At 47.6% G+C, this 18,638-nt stretch carries 13 protein-coding genes; 5 read left to right on the forward strand and 8 right to left on the reverse strand.

Translation table 11 applies throughout. From position 1 onward, the window contains the following. Positions 1-25: 25 nt before the first annotated feature. The 6 genes from DW800_RS09460 to mce form a co-directional block, all read right to left on the reverse strand. The gene (locus tag DW800_RS09460; protein ID WP_119958014.1) at positions 26-1,378 is read right to left on the reverse strand and encodes a tetratricopeptide repeat protein; all 1,353 of its coding nucleotides are present in this window, start codon (positions 1,376-1,378) and stop codon (positions 26-28) included. 169 nt (positions 1,379-1,547) lie between these two features. Next, positions 1,548-2,708 (reverse strand): sodium ion-translocating decarboxylase subunit beta, encoded by a 1,161-nt coding sequence (locus DW800_RS09465; RefSeq protein ID WP_005826789.1) that lies wholly within the window; start codon positions 2,706-2,708, stop codon positions 1,548-1,550. A 1-nt stretch (position 2,709) separates the two neighbouring features. Then, on the reverse strand, positions 2,710-3,144 hold the full coding sequence (locus tag DW800_RS09470; protein ID WP_005826788.1) for a biotin/lipoyl-containing protein: 435 nt from the start codon (positions 3,142-3,144) through the stop codon (positions 2,710-2,712). A gap of 23 nt (positions 3,145-3,167) precedes the next feature. Further along, positions 3,168-4,100 (reverse strand): OadG family transporter subunit, encoded by a 933-nt coding sequence (locus DW800_RS09475; RefSeq protein WP_008663742.1) that lies wholly within the window; start codon positions 4,098-4,100, stop codon positions 3,168-3,170. Between the two features lie 31 nt (positions 4,101-4,131). Further along, the gene (locus DW800_RS09480; RefSeq protein WP_005826784.1) at positions 4,132-5,685 is read right to left on the reverse strand and encodes an acyl-CoA carboxylase subunit beta; all 1,554 of its coding nucleotides are present in this window, start codon (positions 5,683-5,685) and stop codon (positions 4,132-4,134) included. Between the two features lie 58 nt (positions 5,686-5,743). Next, complete coding sequence (gene mce / locus DW800_RS09485; RefSeq protein WP_009036790.1) at positions 5,744-6,160, reverse strand: methylmalonyl-CoA epimerase; 417 nt, start codon at positions 6,158-6,160, stop codon at positions 5,744-5,746. Between the two features lie 289 nt (positions 6,161-6,449). On the opposite strand from mce, the gene DW800_RS09490 reads away from it, so the two are divergent. The 3 genes from DW800_RS09490 to DW800_RS09500 all read left to right on the forward strand — a co-directional run bounded on the left by DW800_RS09490 (position 6,450) and on the right by DW800_RS09500 (position 10,746). Next, the gene (locus tag DW800_RS09490; protein ID WP_005826781.1) at positions 6,450-7,937 is read left to right on the forward strand and encodes a TolC family protein; all 1,488 of its coding nucleotides are present in this window, start codon (positions 6,450-6,452) and stop codon (positions 7,935-7,937) included. A gap of 143 nt (positions 7,938-8,080) precedes the next feature. After that, positions 8,081-9,442 (forward strand): sigma-54-dependent transcriptional regulator, encoded by a 1,362-nt coding sequence (locus DW800_RS09495; protein ID WP_005835956.1) that lies wholly within the window; start codon positions 8,081-8,083, stop codon positions 9,440-9,442. Then, positions 9,433-10,746, forward strand: a complete 1,314-nt coding sequence (locus DW800_RS09500; protein WP_119958015.1) for a sensor histidine kinase — start codon at positions 9,433-9,435, stop codon at positions 10,744-10,746. The genes DW800_RS09495 and DW800_RS09500 overlap by 10 nt, the downstream gene beginning before the upstream one ends. A gap of 26 nt (positions 10,747-10,772) precedes the next feature. Here the strand turns inward: DW800_RS09500 and aspD are convergent, their stop codons facing one another. After that, positions 10,773-12,428 (reverse strand): aspartate 4-decarboxylase, encoded by a 1,656-nt coding sequence (gene aspD, locus DW800_RS09505; RefSeq protein ID WP_119958016.1) that lies wholly within the window; start codon positions 12,426-12,428, stop codon positions 10,773-10,775. A 276-nt stretch (positions 12,429-12,704) separates the two neighbouring features. Further along, a complete protein-coding gene (aspT, locus tag DW800_RS09510; RefSeq protein ID WP_119958017.1) occupies positions 12,705-14,399 on the reverse strand; it encodes an aspartate-alanine antiporter in 1,695 nt (564 codons plus the stop codon). Positions 14,400-14,587: 188 nt separating this feature from the next. Between aspT and DW800_RS09515 the strand changes: the two genes are divergently transcribed. Together DW800_RS09515 and DW800_RS09520 are read left to right on the forward strand one after the other, a co-directional pair. Then, entirely contained in the window at positions 14,588-17,125 is a 2,538-nt protein-coding gene (locus DW800_RS09515; RefSeq protein WP_035449404.1) for a DUF5686 and carboxypeptidase-like regulatory domain-containing protein, read from the forward strand. A 107-nt stretch (positions 17,126-17,232) separates the two neighbouring features. Beyond that, complete coding sequence (locus tag DW800_RS09520) at positions 17,233-18,522, forward strand: inositol-3-phosphate synthase (protein ID WP_034525517.1); 1,290 nt, start codon at positions 17,233-17,235, stop codon at positions 18,520-18,522. Positions 18,523-18,638 lie beyond the last annotated feature (116 nt).

Here is an 18,638-nt window from a genome sequence, read left to right on the forward strand (position 1 = left end):
ATATTATGCAAACGTTTTCATTGGGCTATTTGATGGGGGTTACGCTGGCGGTATCGACCTTTCCCTTGAAGAAGTCCTCTTTCTTGCGCTTTTCTCTGATGTCCTTCAGCCAGTTTTCGGCGGCATTGTATCGGTTGTCTTCTCCGATGATGGGAACTCCGTCCGCATCTACTTCCTGCACTTTGTCCTTGCTGTTTTTCGGACGGGTTTTCAGGTAGGCCGTTAGGTATCTCTCTGCTTTGGACGCATCTTTCAGATAGTAATAATAGATAAAGGCTGCGTCGTAGAGCAGTTTGTGTTTCTGCCGGTCGTATTTTTCGTATTGTGTCAGAAGGGTATTCGCCTGGTCGGTGTATTGAAATGCCATCTTGTAGCAGTCCGCAAGCCCCACATATAGGCGGGACATGACACTGTCGCTGGGCATGGCGAGGCTTACGGCAGTTTCCAGATAAGTCACTCCATCCTCTTTCCATGATGTCTTGGAGCAGGCGCGTCCCAGATAATAGAGAACGTTGATGTTGGTATTGTCATCTTTAAGAGCCCTTTCCAGCAGGTCGTGTGCTGGGTAGAAGTCTTCGAGGGCATAATAGCTGATTCCGGCGTAGAAGCAGGTTTGGAAAGAACTGTCTTTTTCCTGTAACAGTTGTTCATATCTTTCTATTGCTTTGGGGTAATCTTTGTTCAGGCAATAGGCTTGGGCATTGATGCGGTTCACAAGGACGTTGGTGGAGTCTATGGAACGGTATTTCTCCGTTATGCTTATGGCGTCTTCATACTGGTGGCCTGCTACATAGATGTTGCCGAGTTTGGCAGCAGACAGGTAATCATTGGGATATCTTTTCTGTATGTCCAGGTAGGCATCTATCACATGCATGATTTCTGTGTTGTCATAGACTTGCCCCATACTTTCGGCTCTAAGGTGTAGTACATAGGCGGAACTGTCCCTTTCTGCCAGCAGGTTGCTTTCCTTTAGAGACTCACGGTATCTCTTCATGTTCATCAGCAGACTGATATACTGGATGCGTGCGTATTTATTGTCCGGATTTATGTGGAGCGCATTCTGGTAGTAATCCAGTGCCTCGCTATATTTGGCAAGTGATTTGCAGCATTCGGCAGCTTCAATGTATGCCCGGGGATTGAGAGAATCCTGAGCTACGACTTCCTGAAATACGCTCAGAGCTTCAAGGTTATTGCCCAGCCCTTTCAGCGCTTTCCCTTTTTGGTAGAGTAGGGGGACGGTCGGGGTTTCTTGATCGATCAGCATCAAGGCTGTTTCATAATCGTAGTTGGCCATCGCCTCTTGAATGGGATTTGTGGTCTGTGCCGCCAGAAGCGAACAGCATGCACTGAAACATAAGGAGATAAAAAGCTTTCGCATACAGTATATCATTTATATGAGGTTAAACTGACTGCAAGTTACTAAAAAGAATGTATTTACGAAATAATCGTAATCTGTTTTAGATAGATTAACGAAAAAGCCCCTCCAAAAATGAAGGGGCTCTAAAATAGTTCAGAATTCAAGCCGGATAACGGAATGAATAAATGTATTACATTAAGAATCCCAGCAGGATACCTGCTGCTACAGCGGAACCGATTACACCGGCAACGTTCGGGCCCATGGCATGCATCAGCAGATAGTTGGTAGGATCGTATTCCAGACCTACTACTTGGGAGATACGTGCAGAGTCGGGTACGGCAGATACACCGGCATTACCGATCAACGGATTAATCTTGTTGCCTTTCTTCAGGAAGAGGTTGAAAATCTTCACGAAGATGACACCGGATGCTGTGGCAATGACAAATGATAAGGCGCCCAGACCGAATATCTTGATTGAATCAAGGGTTAAGAACTCGGATGCTTGCGTAGAAGCACCTACTGTCAAACCAAGCAGAATAGTAATGGTATCAATCAGCGGACCACTGGCTGTGTTTGCCAGACGACGTGTAACTCCACTTTCTTTCAGTAAATTACCGAAGAACAGCATACCCAGCAAAGGCAGACCGGATGGTACAAGGAATGTGGTTAGTAACAAACCGATAATCGGGAACATTACTTTTTCCGTATGTGAAACCACACGGGGAGGTTTCATACGGATAAGACGTTCATTTTTACTGGTCAGCCAACGCATAATAGGCGGCTGTATCACCGGTACTAATGCCATATATGAATAGGCTGATACCGCAATGGCACCCATTAAGTTAGGAGCCAGTTTGGAAGAGAGGAAGATGGCAGTCGGACCATCGGCACCACCAATGATACCGATTGCACCAGCCTGCATCGGGTCAAATCCTATGGCAAGGGCAATCATATAAGCACCGAATATACCGAATTGGGCTGCTGCACCAACCAACATTAATTTGGGGTTCGATATCAAAGCAGAGAAATCCGTCATGGCACCGATACCCAGGAATATGAGTGGCGGGTACCAACCGGAGGTTACTCCCTGGTACAGAATATTAAGTACGGAACCTTCTTCATAGATACCGACTTTTAATCCGGCTTCCATATTGAAAGGTATATTACCAATCAGCATACCGAAACCGATAGGAATTAATAGCATCGGCTCAAATTCCTTGGCTACAGCCAAGTATATGAAAAACAAACCTACCAGAAGCATTACCACATGTCCTACCGTTGCATTGGCAAAACCTGTATAAGTCCAGAAGTCGGCAAGGTTGTTTCCTAAAAATGTGATAAATTCTCCCATATTATTCAATAATTACGAGGTCAGTACCTTCGAGAACAGAGTCCCCTTTGTTTACATTGATGGCTGTAATCTTACCGTCTTTATCAGCATTGATATTGTTTTCCATCTTCATGGCTTCCAAAATGATGATAACTTGTCCCTTCTTTACTGTATCGCCGACATTTACTTTGATATCGAGGATTACACCGGGAAGCGGAGATTTTACACCTGACTTGCCGGTAGAAGCAGCGGCCGGTTTTACTACCGGAGTAGCAGGAGCAGCAGGAGCGGATGTGGCTGCCGGACGTGCTACCGGTTTAACAACTACCTTCGGTGCTTTTTCCATTTCAACTTTGTAGGGAGTACCGTTCACTTCTACATGAGCGATGTTGTCTTCAATATCTCCAATGGCAACTTTATATACGTTACCGTTAATTTTATATTTATATTCTTTCATCGTTTTATTTTATTATGGGTGACTTACTTTTTGTGAGGAGTCTCACGCAACGTATAAATCTTTGAACTCCACGGTGAGTAACTGCGTTTTACACGGGTAATGGTAAGTATCGTGTCTTCCACATCGTGTACATCGCTTTGGAATTCGTGCATGGCCATTGAAATGGCAGCAAAAACTTCTCCCGGAGCCTGCCCCAGTTGTTTCTCTTTTGCTTCTTGTTTATCAGTAATACCTTTAGCTTTCATGGCATTGCGTTTGCTGAGGTTAACTGATATTTTACCTATAATCTTGAAGGAGATGTAGAGTAATATCAGCCCGCAGAATACAACGCTCATGGCAGAAATAGCCATACCGATACCTACGCTGTCATGCTCTTCGAATTTTTCCATTTTGGCATTGCTGTCGATAGTCTTGTTGTTGGTACTCGGAGTGACATATTTATCTTCGCTTCCACCCTTTACTTCCCATTGGTCGGCTGCATCACTGACACGGGCATAGGATTGGTTGGCTTTTAAAGTACCGGCAGGCACTATGACTTGATCAAGCAATTTCTTGCCGGAATCATACAACCCAATCCAGTTGGCATTTGTGGCATCCAGTTTGAAGTTCGTATGAAATGTACCGCGTCTTGGTTCTCCATCAGCCCAGAAAAGTGCATGCTGACGTGGTTTTATGAGTGTCAGAACGTCACCTTTGGGAATGAAATAACTGGCAGTATCACCCGGCTGGCTGCTGAATTTCAGATAGCAACCTGCAAGGTCGGCGCTGCCGTATGATCTGTTGAATATTTCAATCCATGCGCTGTGCACACCGTAGTCATCCTGATAGTTGCTCTCGTTGTTGACCAGCACTTCATTCAGCAGCAGTTTGTTGTTCGATTTCTGTTCTTTGCAAGAAGAGCAAAAGCCTAACACCAGCATCAATGAAAGGAATATTCCGATTTTTGTTTTATTCATAATCGTTCTTGTTTTAGTGTGAAAAGCTTGATTACAAGGGAATATTACCATGCTTCTTAGCCGGGTTAGTCAATTTCTTGGTTTGCAACTGTTGCAGGGCACGAATGATGCGGAAACGTGTGTTACGCGGTTCGATAACATCATCAATGTAGCCATATTTAGCTGCATTATAAGGATTGGCAAACAACTTGGTGTATTCAGCCTCTTTTTCAGCCAGGAATTGAGCCGGATTTTCCTGCTCTTTGGCTTCGCGGGCATATAATACTTCTACAGCACCTGCACCACCCATTACAGCGATTTCAGCAGTAGGCCAAGCATAATTCATGTCGCCACGCAGCTGCTTACAGCTCATCACGATGTGCGAACCACCGTAGGATTTACGCAGTGTGATGGTAACCTTGGGTACAGTAGCTTCACCGTATGCATACAGCAGTTTGGCACCGTGCAGGATGACGCCGTTGTACTCCTGGCCGGTTCCCGGAAGGAATCCCGGTACGTCTACCAATGATACGATAGGAATATTGAAGGCGTCGCAGAAACGGACGAAGCGTGCGCCCTTGCGGGATGCGTTGCTGTCGAGCACACCTGCCAGATACTTCGGCTGGTTGGCAACAATACCTACGGACTGTCCGTTGAAACGTGCGAAACCAATAATGATATTCTTTGAATAATCTTTTTGGATTTCGAGGAACTCACCATTATCTATGATAGCGCCAATTACCTCGTACATATCGTACGGTTTGTTCGGGTTATCAGGAATGATATCGTTCAGGGAATCTTCCAGACGGTCAATAGGGTCTGTACAGTCTACATAGGGAGCTTCTTCCAGATTGTTCTGGGGAATGTAGCTCAACAGTTTGCGGATAAGGGCCAAACCTTCTTCTTCTGTCTGTGCAGTAAAATGAGTAACACCAGATTTGGTGGAGTGAACGCTCGCGCCACCCAGGTTTTCCTGGCTTACGTCTTCTCCGGTTACAGTCTTTACTACCTTCGGACCGGTAAGGAACATGTAGGATGTACCTTCCATCATCAAAGTAAAGTCTGTCAAGGCAGGAGAGTAAACGGCGCCACCAGCACAAGGACCGAAAATACCGGAAATCTGCGGAATGACACCCGAAGCAAGTATGTTACGTTGGAAGATTTCAGCGTAGCCAGCCAAGGCATTAATACCTTCCTGAATACGTGCACCGCCCGAGTCGTTGATACCGATACACGGAGCACCCATTTTCATGGCTTGGTCCATAATCTTACAGATTTTCAGAGACATGGTTTCGGACAGTGAACCGGCAGAAACTGTGAAGTCCTGTGCGAAGATATAAACCAGACGGCCTTCGATTGTACCGCAACCGGTTACTACACCGTCACCGGGGTAGTGTTTCTTTTCCATGCCGAAGTTGGTGCATCTATGTTCTACGAACATGTCCATTTCTTCGAAACTGCCTTCGTCAAGAAGCATGGCTATACGCTCACGAGCTGTATATTTACCCTTCTCGTGTTGCTTTGCAATCGCTTTTTCACCACCACCGAGACGTGCTGCAGCGCGGCGGTCTATAAGCTCTTTAATCTTTTCAAGTTGATTACTCATGAATTTATATTCTTTAAGTGTTTATACAATTTATGATTTGATGATTTTACAGTCTTGCTTATTCCGGTTTTTCGCAAAGCTCGGTCAGGACACCGAGAGTTGACTTCGGATGCAGGAATGCAATGTTCAGACCTTCTGCACCTTTGCGGGGAGCTTTGTCTATAAGGCGGATACCTTTTTCTTCGACTTCGGCAAGCGCACCGGCCACTCCGTCTTCAACGGCGAATGCGAGATGATGCATGCCACCGTTACCGTTGTTCTTTTCGATGAACTTGGCAATTGTGCTTTCGGGAGAAGTAGGTTCCAACAATTCGATCTTTACATCGCCCACTTTCAGGAAAGCGGTTCTAACTTTCTGATCTTCCACGGTTTCGATGTTGTAGCATTTCAAACCTAAAACGTTTTCGTAGTACGGAAGGGCTTCTTCAATGCTCTTAACGGCAATGCCCAGATGCTCAATGTGTGAAATCTTCATAACTATATAAATTAATGTTAGTATTGTATCCTTTTTAATAAAGGTATAAAGCAGCACAAAGAAAGAGAATTCTTCCTTAATAAAGAAATTTTTCATCAATTAATTAATGGTTAATTGAACTTTAGAAGGATTTTTTCAGACTTTAGATAGAGACCGGTTGTTTTCTTGATATCGTCCGCTAACGGACATCCCCACTGTCCGAAAATGAACACTTACCCCTCTATGAAACCTTTCCGGCCACTTGGCACACTCTTTGCTTTTCTGTTTGCGACAATTTTAAAGATTGAACATGAAAAAGAATATTTTACTTGCAGTTTGTTTTTTGATGCCGTTGGCAACCATGGCGCAGAATGATACTTTGGGACATGAACGCAATATTACGCTGTCGGAGGCCATTGTACTGGCCCGTACGCAGTCTGTGGATGCTGCTGTGGCATTGAATGAATTGAAAACCGCGTATTGGGAATACCGTACATTCCGTGCGGACTTGTTGCCGGAAGTGAATTTCACCGGTACACTACCCAACTATAACAAGTCCTACAGTACCTACCAGAATTCCGACGGCTCCTATAGCTTTGTCCGCAACAATACACTGGGGCTGTCCGGACAGCTTTCGGTAGACCAGAACATTTGGTTTACGGGGGGTAAGCTGTCACTGACTTCTTCGCTGGATTATCTCAAACAACTGGGTTCCGGAGGAGCGAAGCAGTTCATGTCAGTCCCCGTGAGTCTGGAGTTGACGCAACCGGTCTTCGGAGTGAATACCTTGAAGTGGAACCGCCGTATAGAGCCCGTACGCTATGCCGAGGCAAAGGCCGAGTTCATTTCAGCTACGGAAGAGGTGACGATGAAAACCATCACTTATTTCTTTGAGTTGCTGCTGGCCAAAGAATCGCTCGCTACCGCCATGCAGAACAAGACGAATGCCGACCGCCTTTATGAAGTGGCCATAGCCAAACGTAAAATGGGACAGATATCCGAGAATGATTTGTTGCAGCTTAAACTGAATTCATTGCAGGGCAAGGCCGACGTGACTGAGGCAGAGAGCAACTTGAATGCAAAAATGTTCCAGCTCCGTTCTTTCCTCGGGGTGTCCGAGCAGGAAAGCCTGAATCCGGTGTTGCCCGCCACTGTTCCCGATATAAAGATGGAGTATGACCGTGTGCTGAACAAGGCACTGGAACGCAACTCCTTTGCACAGAACATTCGCCGCCGCCAGCTCGAAGCTGATTATGAAGTGGCAACGGCACGCGGAAACTTGCGCAGCATCGACCTCTTTGCCAGTGTGGGCTATACGGGGCAGAACCATGAATTCTCTTCAGCCTACCGGGACTTGCTTGATAATCAGATTGTGCAGGTAGGCGTCAAGATTCCTATCCTTGACTGGGGCAAGCGCCGCGGCAAGGTAAGGGTGGCAAAGAGCAACCGTGAAGTGGTCTTGTCCAGAATCCGTCAGGAACAGATGGACTTTAATCAGGACATCTTTTTGCTGGTGGCTAACTTCAACAACCAGGCGCAACAGCTGGACATAGCCGAAGAGGCGGATGTCATTGCTGAGAAGCGTTACAAGACCAGTGTAGAGACCTTTATGATAGGTAAAATCAGCACCCTGGACCTGAACGATGCACAGAACTCTAAAGACGAAGCCCGTCAAAAGCATATTTCAGAGCTGTACTACTATTGGTATTACTTCTATCAGCTCCGCAGCTTGACCCTTTGGGATTTTGAACGCGATACGGAATTGGAAGCTGATTTTGAAGAGGTGGTAAGAGGATAAGTCGACGGGTTGCAAGTGATAAGTTATGAATTATTTGCCGGTAAAAGTACCGTATATGCGATATTATAGGTAAATAACTTATAACTTATCATTCATAACTCTGCTTTTTTACTTATTTTTGCGGGAAACAAACTACAATTTTTATGATACTGATAATAGACGACGATAGTGCTGTGCGCTCTTCCCTCAGCTTTATGCTGAAGCGTGCCGGATATGAGGTGAAAACGGCTCCGGGCCCTCGCGAAGCTATGGATATAGTTAGGGCCGAAGCTCCCGCCTTGATTTTGATGGATATGAACTTCACTCTTTCCACTACCGGAGAAGAGGGACTTACCTTATTGAAGCAGGTAAAGGTGTTCCGTCCCGATGTGCCCGTTATTTTGATGACGGCATGGGGAAGTATCCAGCTTGCCGTGCAGGGTATGCAGGCCGGCGCATTCGATTTCATAACCAAGCCTTGGAACAATGCTGCTCTTTTGCAGCGCATCGAGACGGCCCTTGAACTTACGGCCGCCCCGAAAGAGGTGCCGGAAGAGCAGACTACCGCATTGAATCGCAGCCATATTATAGGTAAGTCCAAAGGGCTGATGGAAGTGCTGAACACAGTGGCTCGCATAGCCCGTACCAATGCTTCGGTGCTGATTACGGGCGAAAGCGGAACGGGCAAGGAGCTGATTGCCGAAGCCATCCATATCAACAGCCAACGCGTGAAGCAGCCCTTTGTCAAGGTGAACCTTGGTGGCATCTCGCAGAGCTTGTTCGAGAGCGAGATGTTCGGCCATAAGAAAGGGGCGTTTACCGATGCCAGTGCCGACCGTATAGGGCGTTTTGAAATGGCAAACAAAGGTACCATCTTCCTCGACGAGATTGGTGACCTCGACCCTTCCTGCCAGGTGAAACTGCTGCGCGTGCTTCAGGACCAGACATTCGAAGTGCTGGGCGATAGCCGTCCCCGCAAAGTCGATGTGCGCGTCGTTTCCGCCACTAATGCAGACCTCCGCAAGATGGTGTCCGAACGTACTTTCCGTGAAGACCTTTTTTACCGTATCAACCTGATTACCGTAAAACTGCCCTCCTTGCGGGAGCGCCGTGAGGATATACCTTTGCTGGCACGTCATTTTGCCGACCGTCAGGCAGAGGTGAACGGCTTGCCGCGTACGGATTTCTCGGCCGACGCTCTGAATTTCCTTTCCCGCCTGCCTTATCCGGGCAACATTCGTGAGTTGAAGAATCTGGTGGAGCGTACCATTCTGGTCAGCGGCAAGCCGGTGCTGGATGCCACGGATTTCGATGCCCAATATCTGCGTCACGACGAACCGGCCAAAGCTGCCGAAGGTACTTCTTTTGCAGGTATGACCTTGGATGAAATAGAGCGGCAGACTATCTTGCAGGCGTTGGAACAGCATAAAGGGAATCTCAGTCAAGTGGCAGTGTCATTAGGCATCAGCCGCGCTGCGCTTTACAGACGTTTGGAAAAATATAATATTCAAGTCCCGTGCGCATAAAATTCTTTTTCTTCATACTTGTCCTTTTTCTGCTCGGTCTGGGTGGAATGCTGGTATATCTGCTGAGTGGGAAGCCTTCTTTGTATCTGTACGTATTGGAGGGGCTCATCGGGTTTATCCTTATCTATCTGATAGTATTCTATAATAAGATAGTGAAGCCGATGAATACCATCGGCAGCGGTATGGAGTTGCTGCGCGAGCAGGATTTCAGTAGCCGTCTCAGCCGGGTAGGGCAGTACGAGGCAGACCGCATTGTGAATATCTTTAACCGAATGATGGAGCAGCTCAAGAATGAACGGTTGCGCATGCGCGAGCAGAATCACTTCTTGGATTTGTTGATTCAGGCATCTCCAATGGGGGTTATTATCCTGACAATGGACGATGAAGTGTCGCAACTGAATCCGATGGCGGTAAAGATGCTCGGTGTCCGTATGGAGGAGGCGATGACAAAACGGCTGGACCAGATGGACTCCCCGTTGGCTGCCGAACTTTCGTCTATTCCCAAAGACGAGACGGCGGTGGTCCGTCTCAATGATGCGAATATTTATAAATGCACCCATTCTTCTTTTATTGACAGAGGGTTCAAACATCCTTTTTTCTTGATAGAGCGTATGACGGAAGAAGTGATGCGTGCCGAGAAGCGTGCCTATGAAAAGGTAATCCGCATGATAGCTCATGAAGTGAACAATACCACTGCGGGCATCACTTCCACACTCGATACAGTGGAGCAGGCACTTTCTACAGAAGATGATATGGAGGACATCTGCGACGTGATGCGCGTCTGTACGGAGCGTTGTTTCTCGATGAGCCGTTTCATTACCCGTTTTGCAGATGTGGTAAAGATACCCGAACCTACCCTGGCACCCGTCCAGCTGAATGAGTTGGTGTCCATGTGCAAGCGTTTCATGGAAGGAATGTGCAATGACCGCAATATAGAGCTACGTCTGGAATGCGACCCGGAGGTGGGAATGGTGCGTATGGATGCTTCTCTTTTTGAGCAGGTGCTTGTGAATATCATCAAGAATGCTGCCGAAAGTATAGAGGGGGATGCCGGAGAAAACGGACAGCAAGGTGAGATAATAGTAAGGACCACTGCCCCCGCTTCTGTGGAAGTCGTTGACAATGGTCCGGGGATAAGTAAAGAGACCGAAGCTAAACTCTTCAGTCCCTTCTTTTCCACCAAGCCGAACGGGCAGGGAATTGGCCTGGTGTTTATCCGGGAAGTTTTGAGCCGTCATGGTTGCACGTTCTCCCTACGTACCTACAACGATGGATTGACCCGCTTCCGTATACTATTTAATTAAAATTTGAAAGTTTTACCTTTCACCTTTCAATTTTTACCTTTCGCCTTTCCATTTTTACCTTTCGCCTTTCCATTTTTAAAGAATTCTTTTGCATACTCCTCCAGTATCTTTTTGATGCCTTGGCCGATGGTTGCATAGTCTTTCTCGTCCAGATTGGCGAGTGAGGCGCGTACGCTCCATTCGGGGCCGTCAAAACCACCGCCGTTCAGCAGCACCAGAGAGGTTTCTTTGGCAAGGCGGAAGACTACGTTCAGCGGGCTGTAGGTGCGTTTCAGATATTCTACAAAGTCGTCCCCATAGAACTTCTTTGCCCAAACCAGCATGTCGATTTCTGTATAATAACCTACGCGCAACGGGTCTTCCGTCAGCGTGAAACCGGTATTCTCCCAAAGGGCATGCAATCGGCGGTGGATAATCTCCTGCATCTTTTGCTTGTATTTGTTTTCCTTGTCCAGCAGGGCAAAGGCGGCGAAAAGGCCCATCTGCATCTGTTGTGGCAATGACAGTCCGGCGGTATGGTTCAGTGCCACCTGACGGCTGTCGGCAACCATACGGTCGATAAACTTCAGTTTTTCAGGTTCCAGAGTGAGGGTGGAGTAGCGGTGGTGCAGAATCTCCCGTTTCTCTTTCGGCAGTTTGGCTATCAGCTTGTCGAACAGGTTGAATTCGTGCAGGGCAATGACCGCATTGCGCCATCCGGTGGCACCGAAGTATTTGGAGAATGAATAGACGCAAAGCGTATTGTAGGGAATTTCTGCCATGAACGAACGGAAGTGCGGACTGAATGTACCGTATACGTCGTCTGTAATAATCATCAGATTAGGGTTGTCATTTCTGACGATGCTCACGATGCGCGCCATTGTATCCGGACTGAGTGTGTAGCTGGGCGGATTACTGGGATTGGTGACAAAGAGGGCCTTGATTTTAGGGCTTTTCAAGCGGTCTATGTCTTCGTCGCTGTACTGCCAGAGGTGCATCCCTTCGTTATTCATGCGGTTGGCATGTATTTTGGTCACTCGAAACTGGTAGCGGCTGAGTTGTGGGATTTCAATATAGGGGGTAAAGGCAGGAACCATGAGGACGATGCCGTCCCCTTTGTTCAGCAGGAAGTTTTCCTGCAGGGAGTCGAAGATGTAGCACATGGCGGCTGTTCCACCTTCGGTGGCAAACAAGTCATAGGCACCCCGGGGAGGACGGTTGTCGCACATCTCTTGCGAAAGGTAATCTTGCACAAGGATTTCCGTAAAATGAAGGATGCGGTCGGGCACGGGATACTGATCGCCTACAATGCTTTCGGCCCATTCGTGTACAAGGCTGTCGGGGTCGGCGGCATGCTGCATCAGCAGGTAGTTGTAGGTTTGTTCCAGCAATTTGGCGCCCGGTACGTTATTGTTCTTTTTCAAGAAGGCTTCGAAGCGAGAGGCAATGCCTTTTTTTTCGGGGATGCCTGCAATTCCCTCGGGCAAATCCATGATGCGGCGGCACTCTTCCAGGCCGAAGCTTCCCAACAGGAAGAAGGCTTCGCGTGGAGCGGTTGCAATCCAGTTGGGGTTGCCGCGCCCTGCGTTCAGCATGGTACGGGCGGTTTTCTTCAGACTCTCGTCTGCCATGTCTATCAGGCGGTTCTTCAGTTCGAAAGGACTGATAGATTCCATTTTCTTTTCTAAAAGTTTTGTATCCATAAGCTCAAGTTTAGGTTCGTTATTTATTGTTTTCAGTCATTCGGCGAATAATCTCTGTTCATGCGGTATACTATTTCTTTCCTTGCTTGAAATTAATCGTCCGATATATGTTTCCTTTTCGTCCGACAGTTGTTGAATCATCGTCCGACAACTGTTGAATTATCGTCCGACAGCTGTCGGACGAATAGCTATTAGTGAATGGGTATATAGTCGCTTGCATTTCCGGCAATAATTCTTTGAATGCTCCGGATTAGTAAGCATTGGTACAGAATCGTCTTATATTAGCAAAACGATGACTACACCCCATATTATTAATAAGGTATTGCCCACGGCATAGGTCACGGTGTATCCCAGAGCAGGTGTCTCACTCTCAACGGCATCCTGCACCGCGCCTAAAGCGGCCGTAGTGGTACGTGCCCCCGCGCAGACGCCCAAAGCCAGTGCCGGATGGAACTTGAAAACATACCTTGCCAGCAGCAAGCCGATAATCAGCGGCAGGGCGGTGGCGGCTGCTCCCACCAGAAACAGGCTGATACCTACGTCGTGGAAGCCCTGCACGAAACTGGGACCTGCCGAAATGCCCACTACCGCGATGAACATGTTCAGACCGACATTGTTCAACACCCATTGCGAAGGTTCGGGAATGCGCCCGAAGGTGGGGTGCTTACTGCGGAGCCAGCCGAAGAACAAGCCGGCAATCAATGCGCCGCCGCTTGTGCTCAAGCTGATGGGGATGCCGCCGATATGGACGGAAAGTGCTCCGAACAAACCTCCGACAAGGATACCCAGGCCTACGAATATCATGTCCGTCTGGTTGGTAGGGCGGTCTATATACCCCAGACGTTTGGCTGCTGCTTCCACTTCCTGCCTGGTACCTACCACTTCGATGACGTCGCCGGCATCTACTACCGTTTGTGCCAGCACGGGAATGGATATTCCGGCGCGCTTGATGCTCCGGATACTGACACCGTGCATGAACTTTTCCCTTCGGATAACTGCAACCGTCTTGCCGGCAACCGTCTTGCGTGTGATTGTAACCGGTAACTTTTCGGCAGGAAAATCCAGGAGCTGGGCATCTTGTACTTCCGGCCCTATCCAGCTTTCTTCGCCTATGATGTATTCGCGGCGTCCGCTTAGCACTACTTCGTCTCCCGGCTCTATCTGTATGTTCATGCTGACTTCCACCACAACTCCGGATTTGCGGAGGCGTTCCACAAATAGACGTTTGTCGTGCTGCCGGAAGTAGACTTCCAGGTCAATCACCCGCTTTCCATTCTTGAACCATTCGTTTTCGACCCGGTAGGCACGGAAAGTGACGGGGCGTGCTGCTGGCATGAATCCCGGTTCGTCAGCCAGAGAGCTGCCCATCTTCGCCTCCAGTTCCTTGCAGGCGGCTTTCACCTTTTCCAGCCCGCCCAGCATCTTGGGACCGATGGATGATAGGACCCATGCCGAGCCTGCAGTACCGAAAATGTAGGTGACGGCGTAGGATACGGGAATGATGTTGACGTAACTTTGTCGTTGGGCCTCGTCCAGTCCCATATTGGCCATGGTGTCTTCTGCCACTCCGATGACGGCGGAGATGGTTTGCGAACCGGCCAGCAGTCCGGCAGCTTCACCGGCATTGTAGCCCATCATCAGGGCCAGCAGCCAGGTCACTGACAGTACGGATACACACATCAGTACGGCAAAGCCTACTTGGGGTAATCCGTCCTTTTTCAGTCCGCGGAAGAACTGGGGACCCACTTTATAGCCCACGGCAAAAAGGAAAAGCAGAAAAAATACCGACTTTATCGGACCCGGTACGGCTATATTCAGTTGCCCTACCAGTACGCCTACAAGCAGTACACTGGTCACTGTGCCCAGCGTAAACTTACCGATACGCAGTTTCCCCAGCCAGAATCCCAGGAATATAGTGAGGAAAATGGCAAGTTCGGGGCGTTCCCTGAGCTGGTTGAAAATCCATTCCATAATCAAGTTGTTTAGGTTATATATTGGTTGTTCCGATGCTTTCTGGAGCGTCGTTTCGCTATACAACGGCTTTTAACGGGAAGTGTTTTGTACAAAAGGAGTTTTTTAGAACATTTATTCCGTAAAACCGAACTTTAAGAAAAAGTTTTCTTCCGTACCTTTGCCATCCAAATTAGGTAAAACAAGGTATGAAGTTGTTTTTTAGGGTATTTCTGCTTATCCAGCTGGTTACTCTTCCATTGAGAGCACAATATATGGTGCAAGGCGTTGTCACCGATTCGTTGACGAAGGAGCCGTTGCCTTATACGTCAGTTTATCTGAAAGGAACTACGGAGGGAGGGATGACGGACAATAACGGCCGTTTTTCCTTCAAGACCTATCGCCCGGAGGCCACGCTGGTCATTTCGGCCGTGGGATATAATGAATATGTCCGGCTGATTCATCCTGCAAAGTCTTCTAAGTTCAATATTGCCCTTTCGCCAGCCACTTATGCACTGGATGAGGTGGTGGTGAAGCCGAAACGTGAACGGTATAAGAAAAAGGATAATCCCGCAGTGGAGTTTGTACGCAAGATGATAGAGCATCGGGATGACTACTCGCCCGACGAACGCGACTTCTGGAAACGTGACCGCTATGAAAAGATGACTTTTGCCATCAATAACTTCGACAGCTTGAAGCAACAGAAGTGGCTTTACCGTAAGTTCAAGTTTCTGACGGATTATGTCGATACCTCTGCCGTTACCGGCAGGCCGGTACTGGCCATCTCCAACCGTGAGTTACTTGCCACAGACTATTACCGCAAGTCTCCGCATAGCCGGAAACAGTGGGTCACCGCCCGCAGGCAGGCAGGAGTGGACGAGATGCTTTCCCAGCAGGGTATGGAGCAGGCTATCAGTGTCACCATGACCGATGTAGACCTTTATGAGAACAACATCACCTTGTTCACCAATAAGTTTGTCAGTCCGCTTTCCTCCCTTGGGCCGTCTTTCTACAAATATTATCTGATGGATACGCTTACCGTTGCCGGAAAGCCTTGTGTTGACTTGACATTTGTCCCTTTCAACTCCGAGTCGTTCGGTTTTACGGGACATTTATACGTCATGCTGGACAGTACCTATTTTGTAAAGCGTGCCGTCATGAACTTTCCTCAGAAAATAAATCTGAACTTTGTGGACTACATGAAGATTGAACAGAATTTTGACCGCGCGGAGGACGGTACGAGGCAGTTGCTCAATGAGAGTATCACTACGGAATTCAAGTTGGTGGACAATAGTGACGGTATTTATGCCAAGCGGGATGTGTATTACAGAAACTATCAGTATGAACCGGATGACAAGGCTCTGCAGGCTTTCCGAAAACCGGAAAAGGTGATTGAAGAGACATCGGCTTCCGGCTATTCGGAAGCATATTGGGATGCCAACCGCCAGGTGGAAGTCAGCAAGAAAGAGACTTCGGTGGACAAGATGATGGCCCAGTTGCGCAGCTATCCCGTTTATTTCTGGACGGAGAAAGTGTTGAAGGTGCTGTTCACGGGGTATATTCCCGCTCCGAAGGAAAAAGAACCTTTGTTCTATATCGGTATGATGAATACCACTATCAGCGGAAATACACTGGAAGGGGTGCGCTTGCGTGCCGGCGGTATGACGACGGCATGGCTCAATCCGCATTTGTTCGGCAGGGGCTATATGGCATACGGTTTTCGCGACCATCGTGTAAAGGGACTCGCCGAACTGGAATATTCTTTTCATAGGAAGAAGGAATATGCCAATGAATTTCCTATACATTCGTTGAAGCTCCGTTACTTGTCAGACGTCAATCAATATGGACAACACTATCTTTATACCAGTCAGGATAATGTTTTTCTTGCCTTGAAACGTCAGAAGGATGACCGTATCGGTTATCAGCGGAAGGCGGAACTGACCTATACCAATGAGTTCCATTCCGGCTTTTCCGTACAGATGACGGCGCGCCTGCGTAAAGATGAATCATCCCATCTGATTCCTTTCGTCAAGCAGGATGACCGTAATACGTATGTAAAAAGTATTTCGACCAGTGAACTGGAATTGAAGCTGCGCTATGCTCCCAACGAGAAATTCTTCCAAACCCAATGGAACCGTTTCCCCGTTTCGCTGGATGCTCCGGTCTTTTCGCTTACACATACCATGGCTGCCAAAGGGGTACTGGGAGGAGACTATACCTATCACTATACGGAAGCGGGTTTTCAAAAGCGTTTCTGGTTCTCGGCATTCGGTTATACGGACGTTATCCTGAAGGCCGGGAAAGTATGGAACAAGGTTCCTTTCCCTTTGCTCGTCATTCCCAACGCGAACTTGTCCTATACCATACAGCCCGAGTCCTATTCACTGATGAATGCCATGGAATTCATGAACGATGAATACGCTTCCTGGGATGTGACCTATTACTTGAACGGCTGGCTCTTCAACCGTATTCCTTTGTTGAAAAAGTTGAAATGGCGTGAAGTGCTTTCCTGTCGCGGCTTGTATGGGAATTTGAGTGATAAGAATAATCCGGCTTTTCAGCAGGATTTGTTCCGTTTTCCTGCCGGCAGCACTACAATGGGGCATACGCCATACGTAGAGGCAGGTGTAGGTGTTGAAAATATTTTCAAAGTATTGCGTGTCGATTATGTATGGCGTTTGACTTACCGAAATTTACCAAATATCGACAAATCCGGGCTCAGAATCAGTCTACACATGACATTTTAACTTAAATCTTACTAATAGGACATTAAATCGGATAAAATGACTAATCCCAATTGAGTAAAATACCCTAAATTTGAGCAATTTTTTAAACTCTAAATAATACAATGGCAATGAAAGAAAACATTAAGCCGGCAACCGGACGCCTGGGCGTGCTGGTAGTCGGAGTAGGTGGTGCGGTTGCAACCACCATGATTACCGGTACATTAGCTGCTCGCAAGGGCTTGGCAAAAGCTATAGGCTCAATCACACAAATGGCTGCTATGCGCATGCAGGATGGCAAAGAGAAACTTATCAAAGACATAGTGCCTTTGGCTGATTTGAATGATATCATTTTCGGCGGTTGGGACATTTTCCCGGACAACGCCTACGAAGCTGCTATGTATGCCGAGGTTTTGAAAGAGAAAGACTTGAATTTGGTAAAAGACGAACTGCAAGCCATCAAGCCGATGCCTGCTGCATTCGACCACAATTTTGCAAAACGTTTGAACGGTACGCATATTAAGAAGGCTGCTACTCGCTGGGAAATGACAGAGCAGTTGCGTGAGGATATCCGTAACTTCAAGGCAGCCAATAACTGCGAGCGTATTGCTGTGCTGTGGGCTGCAAGTACCGAAATATATATTCCGCTGTCCAAAGAGCACGAATCTCTCGCTGCTTTGGAGCAGGCAATGAAGGAAAACAATACTGAAGTTATCTCTCCGAGTATGTGCTATGCATATGCTGCCATTGCAGAAGGCGCTCCGTTTATTATGGGTGCTCCTAATCTGTGTGTGGATACTCCGGCTATGTGGGAATTCTCCAAGAAAATGAATGTGCCCATTTCCGGTAAGGACTTCAAGAGTGGCCAGACTTTGATGAAGACGGTGCTTGCTCCGATGTTCAAGACCCGTATGTTGGGTGTAAGCGGCTGGTTCTCTACGAATATTCTGGGTAACCGTGACGGCGAGGTACTCGACCAACCGGAGAACTTCAAGACAAAAGAGGTCAGCAAGCTGTCTGTTATCGACAATATCTTCGAACCGGAGAAATATCCTGACTTGTACGGTGATGTTTATCATAAGGTACGCATTAACTACTATCCTCCTCGTAAGGATAACAAGGAAGCATGGGACAACATCGATATTTTCGGCTGGATGGGCTATCCGATGGAAATCAAGGTTAACTTCCTGTGCCGTGACTCCATTCTTGCTGCTCCCATCGCGCTCGACTTGGTTATTTTCAGTGATTTGGCATTGCGTGCAGGCATGTGCGGCATCCAGACGTGGCTGTCTTTCTTCTGCAAGAGCCCGATGCACGATTTTGAGCATGAGCCAGTACACGATTTGTTCCAGCAATGGCGCATGGTGAAAGAGACTCTCCGTAACATGGTGGGTGAAACAGCACCGAGTTATCTGGATTAAAAAAACAGTGATAAGGTGATAAAAATAAGGTGGTAAGGTGATAGAGTGATAGCACTTTACCACTTTATCACTTTTATTACTTTATTGCATTTATCACTTTACCGTTTTTATCGCAT

It is taken from the genome of Bacteroides sp. AM32-11AC (assembly GCF_003603515.1).
Taxonomy (GTDB): Bacteria; Bacteroidota; Bacteroidia; order Bacteroidales; family Bacteroidaceae; genus Bacteroides; species Bacteroides uniformis.

Bases quoted from the DNA above. Each gene is read 5' to 3' on its own strand.
- DW800_RS09460 (WP_119958014.1), bottom strand. From the start codon at position 1,378: ATGCGAAAGCTTTTTATCTCCTTATGTTTCAGTGCATGCTGTTCGCTT.
- DW800_RS09475 (WP_008663742.1), bottom strand. From the start codon at position 4,100: ATGAATAAAACAAAAATCGGAATATTCCTTTCATTGATGCTGGTGTTA.
- DW800_RS09480 (WP_005826784.1), bottom strand. From the start codon at position 5,685: ATGAGTAATCAACTTGAAAAGATTAAAGAGCTTATAGACCGCCGCGCT.
- aspD (WP_119958016.1), bottom strand. From the start codon at position 12,428: ATGGATACAAAACTTTTAGAAAAGAAAATGGAATCTATCAGTCCTTTC.
- aspT (WP_119958017.1), bottom strand. From the start codon at position 14,399: ATGGAATGGATTTTCAACCAGCTCAGGGAACGCCCCGAACTTGCCATT.
- DW800_RS09490 (WP_005826781.1), top strand. From the start codon at position 6,450: ATGAAAAAGAATATTTTACTTGCAGTTTGTTTTTTGATGCCGTTGGCA.
- DW800_RS09470 (WP_005826788.1), bottom strand. From the start codon at position 3,144: ATGAAAGAATATAAATATAAAATTAACGGTAACGTATATAAAGTTGCC.
- DW800_RS09515 (WP_035449404.1), top strand. From the start codon at position 14,588: ATGAAGTTGTTTTTTAGGGTATTTCTGCTTATCCAGCTGGTTACTCTT.
- DW800_RS09465 (WP_005826789.1), bottom strand. From the start codon at position 2,708: ATGGGAGAATTTATCACATTTTTAGGAAACAACCTTGCCGACTTCTGG.
- DW800_RS09495 (WP_005835956.1), top strand. From the start codon at position 8,081: ATGATACTGATAATAGACGACGATAGTGCTGTGCGCTCTTCCCTCAGC.
- DW800_RS09520 (WP_034525517.1), top strand. From the start codon at position 17,233: ATGAAAGAAAACATTAAGCCGGCAACCGGACGCCTGGGCGTGCTGGTA.
- mce (WP_009036790.1), bottom strand. From the start codon at position 6,160: ATGAAGATTTCACACATTGAGCATCTGGGCATTGCCGTTAAGAGCATT.